The 14,226-nt window shown below is 67.9% G+C and carries 9 protein-coding genes; 4 read left to right on the forward strand and 5 right to left on the reverse strand.

All coding sequences use genetic code 11. The features are described from left to right. Positions 1 to 30 precede the first annotated feature (30 nt). A complete protein-coding gene (locus tag GQR91_RS01000) occupies positions 31 to 876 on the forward strand; it encodes an outer membrane protein (RefSeq protein ID WP_235904050.1) in 846 nt (281 codons plus the stop codon). A 40-nt stretch (positions 877 to 916) separates the two neighbouring features. Here GQR91_RS01000 and GQR91_RS01005 read toward each other — a convergent pair whose 3' ends face one another. Genes GQR91_RS01005 through GQR91_RS01015 form a run of 3 tightly spaced genes read right to left on the reverse strand, consistent with a single transcriptional unit; the run spans position 917 to position 3,923 of the window. After that, positions 917 to 1,768, reverse strand: a complete 852-nt coding sequence (locus GQR91_RS01005) for a carbohydrate ABC transporter permease (protein ID WP_149682572.1) — start codon at positions 1,766 to 1,768, stop codon at positions 917 to 919. Then, positions 1,768 to 2,649, reverse strand: a complete 882-nt coding sequence (locus GQR91_RS01010) for a carbohydrate ABC transporter permease (RefSeq protein ID WP_149682571.1) — start codon at positions 2,647 to 2,649, stop codon at positions 1,768 to 1,770. Before GQR91_RS01010 ends, GQR91_RS01005 begins: the two co-directional genes overlap by 1 nt. Continuing rightward, entirely contained in the window at positions 2,646 to 3,923 is a 1,278-nt protein-coding gene (locus GQR91_RS01015; RefSeq protein ID WP_149682570.1) for an extracellular solute-binding protein, read from the reverse strand. Before GQR91_RS01015 ends, GQR91_RS01010 begins: the two co-directional genes overlap by 4 nt. A 121-nt stretch (positions 3,924 to 4,044) precedes the next feature. Here GQR91_RS01015 and GQR91_RS01020 point away from each other — a divergent pair, with 121 nt between their 5' ends. Both GQR91_RS01020 and GQR91_RS01025 read left to right on the forward strand, forming a co-directional pair. Beyond that, entirely contained in the window at positions 4,045 to 6,942 is a 2,898-nt protein-coding gene (locus GQR91_RS01020; RefSeq protein ID WP_249042474.1) for a TonB-dependent receptor plug domain-containing protein, read from the forward strand. 48 nt (positions 6,943 to 6,990) lie between these two features. Next, on the forward strand, positions 6,991 to 7,734 hold the full coding sequence (locus GQR91_RS01025) for a glycosyltransferase family 2 protein (RefSeq protein ID WP_149682569.1): 744 nt from the start codon (positions 6,991 to 6,993) through the stop codon (positions 7,732 to 7,734). Positions 7,735 to 7,747: 13 nt separating this feature from the next. Here GQR91_RS01025 and GQR91_RS01030 read toward each other — a convergent pair whose 3' ends face one another. Next, complete coding sequence (locus GQR91_RS01030; protein WP_149682568.1) at positions 7,748 to 10,639, reverse strand: PAS domain-containing protein; 2,892 nt, start codon at positions 10,637 to 10,639, stop codon at positions 7,748 to 7,750. 96 nt (positions 10,640 to 10,735) lie between these two features. On the opposite strand from GQR91_RS01030, the gene GQR91_RS01035 reads away from it, so the two are divergent. Beyond that, positions 10,736 to 11,860, forward strand: a complete 1,125-nt coding sequence (locus tag GQR91_RS01035; RefSeq protein ID WP_311732270.1) for a potassium channel family protein — start codon at positions 10,736 to 10,738, stop codon at positions 11,858 to 11,860. 2 nt (positions 11,861 to 11,862) lie between these two features. Here the strand turns inward: GQR91_RS01035 and GQR91_RS01040 are convergent, their stop codons facing one another. Then, entirely contained in the window at positions 11,863 to 14,220 is a 2,358-nt protein-coding gene (locus GQR91_RS01040) for an FdhF/YdeP family oxidoreductase (protein WP_149682567.1), read from the reverse strand. Positions 14,221 to 14,226 lie beyond the last annotated feature (6 nt).

A 14,226-nucleotide genomic window follows, 5' to 3' on the forward strand; every position in this document is an offset into this window, starting at 1 on the left:
CCCCTCCCATGCAGCGATTGAAGGGAGTAGATGATGAAACTGACGGGTTTTCTTGGCGCCGCGACGGCGCTCGTGATCGCCGCGCCGGCGATGGCGCAGGATGCGGACCGGGGGTTCAACGGCATCTATGTCGGCGCCGCCGGTGGCTATGACGTGCAGCCGAACGATGTCGGCTCCGGCGTGTTGTTCGACCGGAACCTGGACGGGCAATATGGCGACGTGGTCCGCACCGGATCGGGCGCCAATGCCTTCTCGCCGGGCTTCTGCAATGGCCAGGCGCGCAACCAGCTCAGCCCGGCCGCGGGCGGCAGCTGCGCCAACGACAAGGACGACTGGGCCTATTACGGGCGGATCGGTGCCGATGCGCAGCGCGGGCGCATCGTGGTCGGCATCGTCGGCGAGTTCGGCACGACCAACATCACCGACGGCGTCTCGGCCTTTTCCAGCACCCCGGCGAGCTATGTGTTCAACCGCGGCATCGACTGGGAGGCCGGCATCCGCGGGCGCGTCGGCTTCACGCCCAACGACACCACGCTGTTCTATGGCGCCTTCGGCCCCGGCTACGCCCGGATCGACCGCGCCTTCGGATCGACCAACACGACCAACACCTTTACCGGCAGCGGCAAGCGCAATCAGTTCGGCATCCAGGGTGGCGGCGGCATCGAGCAGCGGATCGGCGAGCACCTGTCGATCGGGCTTGAATATGTCTATCACCAGTATCAGGACAACGATTATGTCGTCCGCGCGACCGGCGCGGCCGGGACGACGTTCACCAATGCGGCCAATGGCGGGAGCACGTCGGGAACCGACTTCATCCGCACCGACGACAAGTTCCGGTGGCACTCGATGCGGGCCACGGTGGGCTTCCGCTTCTGACGGACGATCTGGGCCCACCCGGAGTGGGCCCAGATCGCGCCTATCCCTTCACGCTGCCGCCGAGCAGCCCGGTCATGTAGTGGCGTTGCAGCGCCAGGAAGATTGCCAGCACGGGCAGCGTCGTCACCACCGCAGCGGCCATCATCAGCTCCCCCTCTGCGGCATGTTCGCGCCCGATCGCGGCAATCGCGACGGGCAGCGTATATTTATGCTGGTCCGACAGGACGATCAGCGGCCATAGGAAGTCGTTCCAGCTTGCCAGGAACAGGAACATCGCCAGCGTGACCACGATCGGCGACAGGAGCGGCAGTACGATCGAGGCGAAGATGCGCGCCTCGCTCGCGCCGTCCAGCCGCGCGGCGTCGATCATCTCGTCGGGAATGCCGAGCGCTGCCTGCCGGACGAACAGGATGGCGAAGACGCCGGCGAGGCTGGGCAGGATCACCCCGGCATAGCTGTTGACCAGCCCGACCTCCTTCAGGATCAGGAACAGCGGCAACATCGCCACCTGCCCCGGCACGATCAGGCTGATCACCAGCAGGCGGAGCAACCGGGCGCGACCGGCAAAGCGCAACTTCGCAAAGGCATAGCCCGCCGGCACGGTCAGCAGCAGCGCCAGCAGCGTGGCGAGCGCGGCGATGGCCAGACTGTTCCACAAGGCCGGCAGCACCCGGTAGTCGAACCAGGCGCCGTCGATCAGCCGGCGGACGAGCAGCTCGTGATAATTCTCCCACGACCAGCGGCTGGGCCAGAAGGGCGGGGGCGACCGGCTCGCCTCCCCACGCGGCATGAAGGACACGGTGACCATCCAGCCGAGCGGGAGCAGGGTGAGCGCGGCCAGCACCGCGACCAGCGCATTGGCGACGAGGCCGCGCAGCATCCGGGGGCGCATCACAGCCACTCGTAGCGCCGGCCGATGCGCGCCTGCACCGCGGTGAGGGCCAGTATCAGCACGAACAGGATCAGCGCCACCGCGCTTGCCTGCCCCAGATTCCACCATTTGAAGCCTTCGTCGAACATGAAGTAGAGTACCGTGACCGTGCTTTGCGATGGCCCGCCTTGCGTCATCACATAGGGTTCGGCGAAAAGTTGCAGGAACCCCGCCACGCTCATCACCGCGGCGAGCAGCAGCGTCGGGCCGATCGCGGGCAGCGTGACGTGGCGGAAACGCGCCCAGCGGGAGGCGCCGTCGAGGCGTGCCGCCTCCATCAGTTCGTGGGGCACCGCGGACAAGGCGGCGGTGAACACGATCATGTTGTAGCCGAAGATCTTCCACGTCACGAACAACAGGATCGCCGGGATCGACAGGCTTGGGTTCCCCAGCCAGTCGACCGGCGCGATCCCGATCAGGGCAAGACCCCGGTTGAGCAGGCCGAAGCGGGTGTTCAGCAGGAACTGCCACACCGTGGCGGTCGCGACCACGCTGGTCACATAGGGGGCGAACAGTGCGACGCGCCACAACGGCTTCCACCGCACCGTGGCATCGTTCAGCAGCAGCGCGGCAAGCAGCGAGGTGCCGATCGCCATCGGCACGCCGATCGCGGCGAACAGCGCGGTATTGCCCAGCGCGCGCCAGAAAAGCGGCGTGGACAGAAGCGTCGAGAAGTTGCCCCATCCGATGAACCGCAGATTGGCCCAATCGGCAAGCGCATAGACGCTGTAGTCGGTGACGCTGAGCGCCAGGGCGAGCGCGGTCGGCACCACCAGTACCAGCAGGATGATCGCCAGCACCGGCGCGACGAACGCCCAGGCGGTGCGCGACTGGCGCGTCATGCGATCCGCCCCGCCGCGACCAGTTGCCGGCGCTTGGCAAGGATCGCGTCGGCGCGCGCGTTCATCGTCGCGGTCGCCTCGCTCATGGTCAGCTGGCCGCGTATCAGTCGCTCGGCGACCAGTTGCACCTCGATGCGGATACGTTCCCATTCGACGATGTCGGGGGCAGGGGCGGGATGCTGCATCTGGTCGCGAAAGGGGGCGAGGACCGGCGCCTGCATCTGCGGCGCGGCCCAGGCCGCCATCCGCGCGGGCAGGCTGCCGATCAGGCGCTGGAACTCCAGCTCGGCGGGAATGCCGGTCATGTGACGGACCAGTGCCCAGGCATCGGCCGCGCGTGTCGTCTGGGCGGAGACCGCCAGGCTGGCGCTGATCCCGCTCGCCGCACCCGCCCCGTGGGGGCCGGGCATGCGCGCGACGCCCCAGCGATCCTCCGCCATTTCGCTGCGCCGACGCCGCAGGTCGAGCAGCATCGCGGGCGAGCGCGGATAAACGGCGAAGCGCCCTTGCGCGAACGCGGCAAAGGGGTCCTGCAACTCGGTGGAAAGCATGGTGGGGGCCAGCCGGTCGTCGTACAGCGATTTGTAGAAGGACAAGGCCTCGACGAACGCGGGTGCGGCGAAATCGCCGCGGGTGTCATGGTCGCGCAAGGCCCTGGCACCGGTCTGCCCGGCAAAGGTGAACAGCGCGTCCCACCAGTTGAGCGGCATCAGGAACACCCACTCGTCCGGCCGGCGCCGTTTCAGCGCCATTCCCATCGCGCGCCATCCCGCCCAGTCGGGCGGCGGCGCGGCATAGCCCGCACCCGCCAGCAGATCGCGGGCAAAGAATTGCGCTTGCGGCGCGACCGACCATGGCACCGCATAGTCATCCCCCCGGTAGCGACCCGCCGCGCGCGTCGAGGGGAAGACGCCGGCCAACAGCGCCGGATCCCGCACGGCCGCAAGCGCGCCGACCATCGCGAACTCACCCACCCAGCCGGCGGGCAGCATCAGCACGTCGGGCATCGCCATGCCCGCCTGCGCGGTGAGCAGCTTTTCGTGCGCGGCGGTCCAGGGCAGCGACTGCACCTCTACGGGGATGCCGGTCGCGCGGGTGAAGGCGGGCATCAGGTGCGGTGCATAATCGCCCTCATAGCTCATCGCCCAGAAGCGCAGCGCCCGCGGGTCCCGACCGGGCGCGCAGGCGGCCAGCGCGGTGGCACCGGCGAGCATCGTGCGCCGGGTGATGCCCGCGGCCTGCCCGGCCGGGTGCACGATGAAGGGGTTACCCATGTTATTTTAGTGGCACGTCCAAAGCGCCGGGGCCAGCGTGCAACCAATTGGCCGGTCGCTATTTATCATGGAACAAAACAGAACAAATCGTTCAGGGCGCGTTTCAGGGGGACATATACCGATGCCGATGCCGACATTCTCGCGCCACGCCCTTCTTGCGGGTGTGGCTGTTTTCGTGGCGGTGCCCGCCGCCGCGCAGCAGCAGGCCGATCCGGCTACGCCGGACAGCGCGGCCGAGGCGCCTGCCGCCGATATCGTCGTCACCGGATCGCGCATCCAGCGACCCGATTACGAGGCGCCCAACCCGATCGTGTCGTTCGATGCCGCGCGTATCCAACAATCGGGCAACACCAACGTCACCAGCTTCCTGCAACGCGTGCCCGCGCTCACCAATTCGCTGGACAGCACGCGCACCGCGGGCAACGCGCAGGCGGACGGCGCGCTGGGTCAGGTCGGGCTCAACCTGCTCGACCTGCGCGGGCTGGGGCCGGAGCGGACGCTGGTGCTGGTCAACGGCCGCCGCCATGTCGCGGGCCAGCCCGACACCGCCGCGGTGGACATCAACGCGATCCCGACCGACCTGATCGAGCGGGTCGACGTGCTGACCGGTGCGGCCTCGGCCATCTACGGCGCGGACGGGGTGTCGGGGGTGGTCAACTTCATCCTGCGCCGCGATTTCGACGGGGTCGCCGCGCGCGGGCAGGTGGGGATTTCGGAACGCGGCGACGCGGGCAACCGGTTTGCGTCGGTGATCGTTGGGCGCAACTTCGCAGACAATCGGGCGAACCTGACCGCGGCCTATGAATATTATGGCGAGGACCCGCTCGCCAATGACGATCGCGATTTCCTGAGGGGGGCGAACCGCGCGAACTTCGTCAACCTGAACGGCTATGATCCGGCCCGGCCGGGCAGCTACCAGTCGGGGCCGGTGCGCGACCTGCGCTACCCGGACAGTTCCACCTATGGCATCGTCGATATCGGCGGCGTCCGCTACCGCGGCGACGGCGCGATCTATACGCCGGGCGTGCGGCTGGACAATGACGGCTATTCGACGGGTGGGGACGACACGCCGGTCGCGGGCTATATCGGCGACATCTTTCCCCGGACGGAGCGCCACGCCTTCAACCTGCTCGGCCGGTTCGATGCGTCGGACGCGTTCAAGCTGAGCGTGGAGGGCAAGTTCGTCCAGACCGAGGTGACGACCTTTGCCGGCTATGGCGGCAACTATCCCGCCACCATCGCGCTCGACAACCCGTTCGTTCCGGCCACGATCCTCGCGGCCGCCAATGCCGCCGGGCTGGGCTCGATCGACATCAGCCGCAACAATTTCGACATTCCCCGCCGCGGCGAGCGGGACCGGCGCCGCACCTGGCGCGGGGTGGTGGATGCGGCCGGCGCGATCAGCGAGCATGCCGCCTACGACATATCCTATACCTATGGCCGCACCGACCTGCGCGCGACGAAGCTGAACGACCGGCTGGCAACGCAGTTCACCCAGGCGCTGGACGCCGTTCGCGATCCCGCCACAGGGGCGATCGTCTGCCGCTCCGCCGCGGCGCGAGCAGCCGGCTGCGTGCCCGTCAACACCTTTGGCGCGAACACGGTGAACCCGGCGTCGTTCGATTACTACCTGTTCGATCCCGTCAGCGATGCGCGGATCGAACAGCATGTGGTGAACGCGGCCCTAACCGGTGATTTCGGGCAGTTCTTCACCTTGCCCGGCGGGCCGGTGCAGTTTGCGGTGGGCGGCGAATACCGCCGTGAATCCAGCCGCTTCCGCCCTGCGCAGGAACTGGTCGACAACATCTTCTACCAATATGACGAATATGTCATCCCGACGCCGTCCAGCGGCCGGTTCGACGTGTGGGAGGCGTTTGGCGAGCTGAACGTGCCGCTGTTGAAGGACATGCCCTTTGCCCATCTGTTGTCGGTGGGTGCGGCCGGGCGTTATTCGGACTATTCGACGGTGGGCAGCACGCGCGCCTATCAATTCAACGGCATCTGGGCACCGGTCGAGGATATCAGCATCCGCGGATCCTATGGCCGGTCGGTACGCGCCCCCAACATCGCCGAGATCTTCCGCCCGCGCACCGGCGCCAGCGATTTCGTCAGCGATCCCTGTTATCTCGGTAATCGCGACCAGGGTACGCAGTTCCGCGATGCGAATTGCCGCGCGCTGGTCGCCGCGGCGGGAGGCGACCCGGCGACCTTCATCGCCGCCAACAATCCCAATGCCAACGTCAACATTCCGGGCGTCCGGCAGGGCAATGCGGACCTGCGCGCGGAGGTGGCCCGCACCTGGACGGCGGGCGTGGTGCTCCGCCCGCGCTTCGTGCCGCGCCTGCAGGTCGGGCTGGACTGGTACGATATCCGCCTGCGCGACGCGATCAACACGGCCAGCGCGACCACCGTCGCACAACTTTGCGTCGACCAGCCGACGACCGACAACCCGTTCTGCGAAACGATCAGCCGGGCGAGCGGCAGCGGCTATATCGACGGCTATGTCGTGCAGCCCGAGAATGTCGCCGCCTTCCGCACCGCCGGGCTGGAGCTGAACGTCGCCTATCAGGTGCCGGCCGGTCGCTATGGTGCGTTCGACCTGCGGCTGGTCGGGGGCTATCTCCACCGGCTGGAACAGATCGCGACGCCGGGTGCGGCGATCGAGAACAATCGCGACCGGCCGTTCCGTCCGAAATACAACCTCACCTTCTCGCCCACCTGGACAATCGACGCGCTGACGCTCAGCTATAATCTGCGCTGGCAGAACGGGGTGCGCCGCTTCGCGCGGGTCGTCACCGACGATAATCCCTCCTTCGTCGATCCGCGCTATTTCCGCTTCAGGGAATTGTGGCAGCATGACGTGCAGGTGCAGGTCCGGGCCAATGAGGGACTGGCCTTTTATGCGGGGATCAACAACCTCGCCGACCAAAAGCCGGATATCGGGTTCGAGACCAATGTGCCGATCTCGCCCGTCGGGCGGTTCCTGTATGCGGGCGCGCGGGTGAATTTCGGGCGCTGAGAGGGCGCGGGTCTTGATCGGTGATGCCGTGCCGCACATACATGGATCATGCACAGCATCGCCGACCTGTTCGCAGTGGATCTGCCACTGCCCGCCTATGACGTCGTCATTCCCTGTTTCAACCGCGCCCATGTCGTCGCCGATGCGGTCGCCAGCGTATTGGCGCAGGATCATGCCCCGGCGCGCGTGATCGTGGTCGATGACGGATCGAGCGACACCAGCGCGGCGGTGATCCGGGCGCTGGAGGTGGCGCACGGGCCGCGCGTCGTCGCCGCCATCCTGCCGCGCAACGGGGGCGCCTCCAACGCCCGCAACGTCGGCGCCGCGGTGTGCCGGTCGCCCTGGATCGCCTTTCTCGACAGCGACGATGTGTGGCTGCCCGGTGCGGCCGAGGCGCTGATCGCCGGGGGTGCGGAGGCCGACGTGGTGTGCGGACATTTCTCGCGGGTCGAAGAGGACGGCGAACCCGGTCCCGCCGAATGCGGCTGGTGGGGCGACGACATCCGGGTGGCGCTGCGCCATGGCGGGGTGATCGGGCCGTCCTGGGCGATCGTGCGCCGGGCGACGGTGGAAGCGGTGGGCGGCTTCGATCCGTCCTTCCACAATTGCAACGACTGGGATTTCTATACCCGTGCCGCGGCCGCGGGGGCCCGCTTCGCCCGGATCGATGCGGTGGTGGCCCGGTATCGCACCGTCGCGGGCAGCCGTCTGGTCAACGACACCGCGATCGCCGCCGCCAATGCCCGCCGCGTCCTGGCCCACCCCTATCTCTCGACGCTGGAAGACGCCTGAGGCGGGGGCGGGGTCACGCCCCTTCTGCGAAGGGCGCGACCGACACCGGGATGGCGATGGTGCAATGCACGCCGTCCCGGCCCAGCACATAGGTCGTTCGCGCGCGTAGCTGATAGGGCAGGGCGCGTTCGATCAGTTCGCGGCCCTGACCCGTGCCGGTCGGGGCGGAGGCGGGATCGGGCATGGCGACCCCGCTTTCGCGCCAGTCGATATGCAGCCACGGCTCGCCCGCATCGCCCTCCACGTCCAGCCACCAGCGGATCGCCAGATGGCCGCCCGCCTGATGCAGCGCGCCATATTTGGCGGCGTTGGTCGCCAGTTCGTGCAGCGCCATCGCCAGCATCTGCACCGTGCTGGATCGCAGGCGCACGCCGGCCGGCCCGTCCAGCGTCACCCGCTGCGTGCATCCCTCGCCCAGCACGCCCATCGCGCGCAGATCGGCGCGGATCAGCGCGTCGAACGTCACCCGGTCATGCTCGTCCAGCCGGGAGAGCAGGCCCTGCACCCGCGCCAGCGCACCCAGCCGGTCGCCGAAACGCTCGCGGAAATCGGCGAGGTTCGCCGCGCGGCGCATCGTCTTTTCCGCGGTTGAGCGGACCACCGCGATCAGGTTGCGGGTGCGGTGCTGCAACTCAGCGACCAGCACCTGCTGGCGCGCATGCATCGTGCGCAGATCGTCGATGTCGGTGGAGGTGCCGAGCCATTCGATGATCGTGCCCGCCTCGTCCCGCACCGGGGCGGCGCGCGTCTGGAACCAGCGATACTCGCCGTCGCGTTGCCGCCTGATGCGATATTCCACCTCGAACCCGCCCTGCAGCAGCGCCTGGCTCCATGCCGCGCGTGCCGCGGCCCGGTCCTCCGGATGGACGGCGTCCAGCCAGCCCCAGTCGCGATAGGCATCCGGGCGCTGTCCGCTATATTCGGTCCATTGCGGGCTGGCCCAGGTCCATTCGCCCCCGTCCACCGCGCGCCACACCAGCTGGGGGATACCCTCGACCAGCGTCTTCAGGCGCAACTCCGCCTCCCGCGCCTCGGTGAAGTCGTGGCCGACCCCGCCGATCAGCATCACCGCGCCGCTGTCGTCCAGGATCGGGAAAACGGTATCGCGCAGCCAGCGGATCGCGCCGTCGCCCGGCCGGCAGATGCGATATTCGAACGTCACCGGCACGCCGCGCCGAACCCGCTCGATCGCATCGATGGCGCGGACCCGGTCCGCAGGGAGGATCAGGTCCAGCCAGCCGCGATAATTGTCCCCCGCCATCGCCGCCTCGCGCGGCAGGCCGTAGATCGTCTCGAACGCCGGCGTCAGGTAGCGCCATTGCAGCCCCTGCGCCTCGCGGATCCACAATATGTCGCGCGAGGCGTGGCCGAACTGGCGGAACTGTTCCTCGCTGGCGCGCCGCGCCTCTTCGGCGCGCTTGCGCTCCGTGATGTTGCTGAACAGCACCGCGACCCGGTTTTCCTGCCCCTTGAGCGCAAAGATGTTGAGGTCGAAGGTCAGGCCCAACGTCACCTCGGCCTCCTCGACACGCAGCGGCGTGCCGGTGTCCAGCACCTGTCCGTAAAGCTGCGTCCAGCGCGGATTGGGGTTGCCGAGCAGCTCGGTGGCGGTCCGGCCGACCGGATAGGGCATCGCGGTGTGGCTCATGAACGCCGGATTGACCTCGATGAAGCGGAAGTCCGCCCAGGCGCCCTCGGCGTCCTTCAGCACCTCGACCACGGCATAGGCCTCGTCCATCGACTCGAACAGCGTGCGGTAGCGCTCCTCGCTCTTGCGCCGGGCCGCATCGATCCGGGCGCGCTCGATCGCCCAGTGGACGCGCTCGCCGACCTCGCGGATCATGCCCTCCTCGGCGGGTGTCCACGCGCGCGGATGGTCGTGCTGCACCGCCAGGATGCCGACGCGGCGGTCGTCGCGGAACAGCGTGAGGTCGACGAACGCCGCGACCTGTCGCGCGCGCAGCTGGTCGCGGGCGGCCGCGTTCAGCCGTGGGTCGGCCGCGACATCGCTGACGCTCACCAGCGCGCCCGGCCGATATTCGCCCATGAAGGCGTAGTCGAACGCCGCCATGCTGTGTTCGCCGACGATCGAGGGCACGCCGCTGGCATGGTCGCACGTCACCGTCAGGCGGTCGTCGCAGACATCGCCGTAAAAGACCCGCGCCACACCCAGCCGTTCGCCCAGCCGGGCCGCGGCCAGTTGCGCGATCTCGGCAGCGTCGGTCAGCGGGCGCAACGCGTCGGACAGGTTCAGCAGGAAGCTTTGCCGCTGTTCGCGCTCGCGCAGCGCCTGCGAGCGTTCCTCCACCGCGCGTTCCAGTTCCGCCCGGCCGAACGTGGCGGAGGCCAGCGCATGGTTCATCCGGTGTGCGGCGGAGGCGAACCGGCCCAGTCGCTTGAGGATGCGCACATCCTCGCCGTCGAACATGCGCGCCGGGTCGTGCGTGATGATCCACAGCGTGCCGATCGGCCGCTCGCCCGCATGAAAGGGAACGAGCAGCACCTCATGGATCAGCGGCTCCGCCCCCGCGGTGGGAAAGACGCGCTCGGGATGCTCGAACAACAGCATCGTGTCGCGCTCGATCACCACCCCGCACGGGCTGGCATCGAAGGGCATGGTGCCGCCGCGAAACTGTTCCCACCTGCCGGCCAGCGCCACCCAGCGGAAGCGCCCGGCATCGCCATCCTCGATCAGGCTGATGCCCGCCGAATCCGCCACGCCCAGATCGACCAGCGTTTCGCACAGCTTCTGCAACAGATTGCCGGGCCGCTCGGTCAGCTCCTCGACCAGGGTGGCAAGGGCTGCCGCCTCCATGGCGTGGTCCGGCGCACGCGTGCCCCGGTGCGCCAGATCATCCGTGATGATGACGTCATCGACGCACAGGGAGGGCGGTTCACGTGTCATCACAACAGCTTAACGCAGGTCACCGTGCTTTGATGCGTTATTCGCAGGCTATGCTATCAGAGGTATCGTCATATCCGGAGGCAAGAGGGCAGGTTCGTGCATCATCATCACCGTGCCCGACCCCCCAGACCGCGCGCCCTGACCCCCGGCCGGATGGCGGCGCCCGCCGCGGTGATGGCGGTCCGCCCGCGCTTCTACCGCGCCGGTCGCCTGAGCCCGCTGACCACGCTGGCGATCCGCGGTGCGGCGGTCCTGCTGCTCGTCGGCATCGCGCTGGGCGGGCACTGGCTCGACCGTGCCGGGCTTCGCGACAATATCGACGGCAGCGTCAGCTTCCTCGACATCGTCTATTTCACCGTCATCACGGTCACGACCGTCGGCTATGGCGACATCGTGCCGGTCAGCAATTCGGCGCGGATGTTCGATACCTTCGTCGTCACGCCGATCCGCATCTTCGTGTTCCTCATTTTCCTCGGCAGCGCGTACAGCTTCATGCTCAGGCAAGGATGGGAGCGGTGGCGAATGGGCCTCGTCAGGCGGGAATTGCGCGATCACGTCATCGTGTGCGGCTATGGCCGGTCGGGATCGGCCGCGGTCGGCGAGTTGCTGGAACGTGGTCATGCGCCCGAGCGCATCGTGGTGGTCGATACCGATACCGAACGGCTGCGCATCGCGCAGGAATGGGGCGTCGCCACGGTGGAGGGCGATGCCACGCACAACAAGGTGCTGGAAATCGCCAAGGTGGAGGCGGCGCGCAACGTGATCGTCTGTCCGGGGCGCGACGACACCGCGGTGCTGATCATCCTGACCTGCCGGCGCCTGGCCCCCGATGCCGGGGTCGCGGTGTCGATCGCGGCGATCGAGAACGAGTTGCTGGCGCGCGATGCGGGTGCCAGCATCATCGTCAACCCCGTCAGCTTCGGCGGACAGTTGCTCGCCCAGTGTACCGCCGGCCCGCACATCGCCGATTATGTCGCCGATCTCGTCACCCGCGGCGGCAAGATCGAACTGCGCGAACGTGCGGTACGGGCAGAGGAAATCGGCCACTCGCCGCGCGATATGGCGGGCGGCCAGATCGTCCGCATCTATCGCGGCGACCGGGCGATCGGGGTGCTGGAACCCGACGCCGCCCGGCTGGCGGCCGGTGACATGGTGATCGAACTGGTCGAACAACCCGATCCCTCTCCCCGCCGGGCAGGGGGAGGGGAGAGAGACACATAGCCTTACGCCACCGGCACCGGGCCCACGGCGCTCGGCCGCTGTTCGGCGACCTCCGGCTCGCTGGATGCGGGTGCCCCCGGATCGACCCGCGTGATGCGCACCGGCACCGATTTCGCCGCGGGCGTGTTGCTCCGCTTGTCGCGGTGGTCGAGCGGCAGCAACGCGTTGGTTTCCGGATAATAAGCGGCGCAGCATCCGCGGGGCAGGTCATAGGCGACCGCCTTGAACCCGGCCACGCGCCGCTCGATCCCGTCGACCGCAACCGTTTCGAACTGAACCCAGTCGCCCTCCGTCACGCCCAGATCGACCATGTCGTCCTGGTTCAGGAACGCCACCATCCGCTGGCCCGACACCCCGCGATAGCGATCGTTGTAGGAATAGATGGTGGTGTTGAACTGGTCGTGGCTGCGGATCGTCATCAATTGCAGATGCGGCGCTTCGGGCACGTCGTCATCCTCGTCCATCATGCCGGGAACGAACAGGAAATTGGCCTTGCCCGTGTCCGTTTCCCACACCCGCTCGCGCGCCGGGATCGGCAGGTGGAAGCCGCCCGGCTCCTGGATGCGCGCGTTGTAATCCTCGAAGCCGGGGATCACCTGTGCGATCTTGTCGCGGATCAGGCCGTAATCGGCGATCATCGCGTCCCAGTCCACCGCGCCGCGCCCTGCCACGCTTGCCTTGGCCAGCTCGGCGATGATCCAGGGTTCGGACCGGCATAGCGGGCTGGCGGGCGTCAACTGCCCGGTCGATCCGTGCACCATGGCGAAGCTGTCCTCCACCGTCACCGTCTGCTGCCCGCCTGCCTGCATATCGGTTTCCGTCCGGCCGAGCGCCGGCAGGATGTAGGATTGCCGGCCGTGGGTCAGGTGGCTGCGGTTCAGCTTGGTCGCGACATAGACGGTCAGGCCGATCGACGGCACCGCCGCGCCGATCCGGTCGGTATCGGGGATCGCGCGAAAGAAATTGCCGCCCATCGCCAGAAACGCATCGACGTCGCCGCGCAGGATCGCCTCGCAGCATTCGGCGGTGTCGTGCCCCCAGGCGCGCGGCGCGGTGAAGTGGAACGCCTCGTCCATCCGCTTCAGGAACGGCTCGGCGGGCGTCTTGTTGATCCCGACGGTGCGGTCGCCCTGCACGTTGGAATGGCCGCGAATGGGGCAGGCGCCGGCGCCCAGCCGGCCCATATTCCCGCGAAGCAGCAACAGGTTGATGATCTGCTGCATGGCATCGCCGCCGCGCCGGTGCTGGGTGATGCCCATGCCCCAGCAGGCGATCACCCGCTCCGCCTTCATATATACGTCGGCCGCCTGTTGCAGATGGTCGCGGGTCAGGGCGGTGAACCGCTCGATCGTCGGCCAGTCCAGCCCGCGGACATAATCGGCGAAAGCGTCGAAGCCGTGGGTATGCTCGGCAATGAAGTCCACGTCCAGGATCCGGGCCTCGCCCGCGGCCCGGGCGGCGTCTTCCGCCTCGATCACCAGCTTGGCGATCGCTTGCATCGCGACGATGTCGCCGCCGGTGCGAAGCTGGAAATAGTTGGAACTGATCGTCTGGCCGCGCCCCGTCAGCATCTCGACCGGGCTTTGCGGGTCGGTGAACTTGACGAGCGCGCGTTCCTTGAACGGGTTGAAGGTCAGGATCGGCACGCCGCGCTTGGCCATGTCGTGCAGATAGCCCAGCATCCGCGGCGAATTGGTACCCGGATTCTGGCCGATGATGAACAATGCATCGCAGGCGTCCCAATCGTCCAGCGTCACCGTGCCCTTGCGGACGCCGATGCTCTCAGGGAGCGCCATCGTCGTCGTCGCGTGGCACATGTCCGAACAGTCGGGGAAGTTGTTGGTGCCGAGCAGCCGGCCATAGGTCTGCCACAGGAACGCCGCCTCGTTCGAGGTGCGGCCGGAGGTATAGAGTTCGACGCGGGTGGGGTCGAGCCCGCGGACATGCTCGCCGATCTCGCTGATCGCGGTGCGCCAGTCGACCGCCTCGTACCGGTCGGTATCCGCATTGTAGCGCAGCGGGTGGGTCAGGCGGCCGTGATCCTCCAGCTCATGGTCGCTCCATCCGCGCAGCTCGGTCACGCTGTGGGCGGCGAACACGTCCGGGCCGGTGCGCTTGGCGGTCGCCTCCCACGCCACGGCCTTGGCGCCATTCTCGCAATATTCGGCGGTATGCGGCTTTTTGGGATCGGGCCAGGCACAGCTCGGACAGTCGAACCCGCCCGGCTTGTTCATGTTCAGCAGCGCGCGATTGCCCTTCACCAGCACCTTTTGCCGCGCCAGTTGCCGTTCGGTGGCGTTCAGCGCGCCCCATCCGCCGGCGGGCGGCTGTTCGGGGGCGTTCTTGCGGGCATCGACCATCGCGTC

It is taken from the genome of Sphingomonas carotinifaciens (assembly GCF_009789535.1).
GTDB classification, from domain to species: domain Bacteria; phylum Pseudomonadota; class Alphaproteobacteria; order Sphingomonadales; family Sphingomonadaceae; genus Sphingomonas; species Sphingomonas carotinifaciens.

Bases quoted from the DNA above. Each gene is read 5' to 3' on its own strand.
- GQR91_RS01040 (WP_149682567.1), bottom strand. From the start codon at position 14,220: ATGGTCGATGCCCGCAAGAACGCCCCCGAACAGCCGCCCGCCGGCGGA.
- GQR91_RS01015 (WP_149682570.1), bottom strand. From the start codon at position 3,923: ATGGGTAACCCCTTCATCGTGCACCCGGCCGGGCAGGCCGCGGGCATC.
- GQR91_RS01030 (WP_149682568.1), bottom strand. From the start codon at position 10,639: ATGACACGTGAACCGCCCTCCCTGTGCGTCGATGACGTCATCATCACG.
- GQR91_RS01025 (WP_149682569.1), top strand. From the start codon at position 6,991: ATGCACAGCATCGCCGACCTGTTCGCAGTGGATCTGCCACTGCCCGCC.
- GQR91_RS01005 (WP_149682572.1), bottom strand. From the start codon at position 1,768: ATGCGCCCCCGGATGCTGCGCGGCCTCGTCGCCAATGCGCTGGTCGCG.
- GQR91_RS01000 (WP_235904050.1), top strand. From the start codon at position 31: ATGATGAAACTGACGGGTTTTCTTGGCGCCGCGACGGCGCTCGTGATC.
- GQR91_RS01020 (WP_249042474.1), top strand. From the start codon at position 4,045: ATGCCGATGCCGACATTCTCGCGCCACGCCCTTCTTGCGGGTGTGGCT.
- GQR91_RS01010 (WP_149682571.1), bottom strand. From the start codon at position 2,649: ATGACGCGCCAGTCGCGCACCGCCTGGGCGTTCGTCGCGCCGGTGCTG.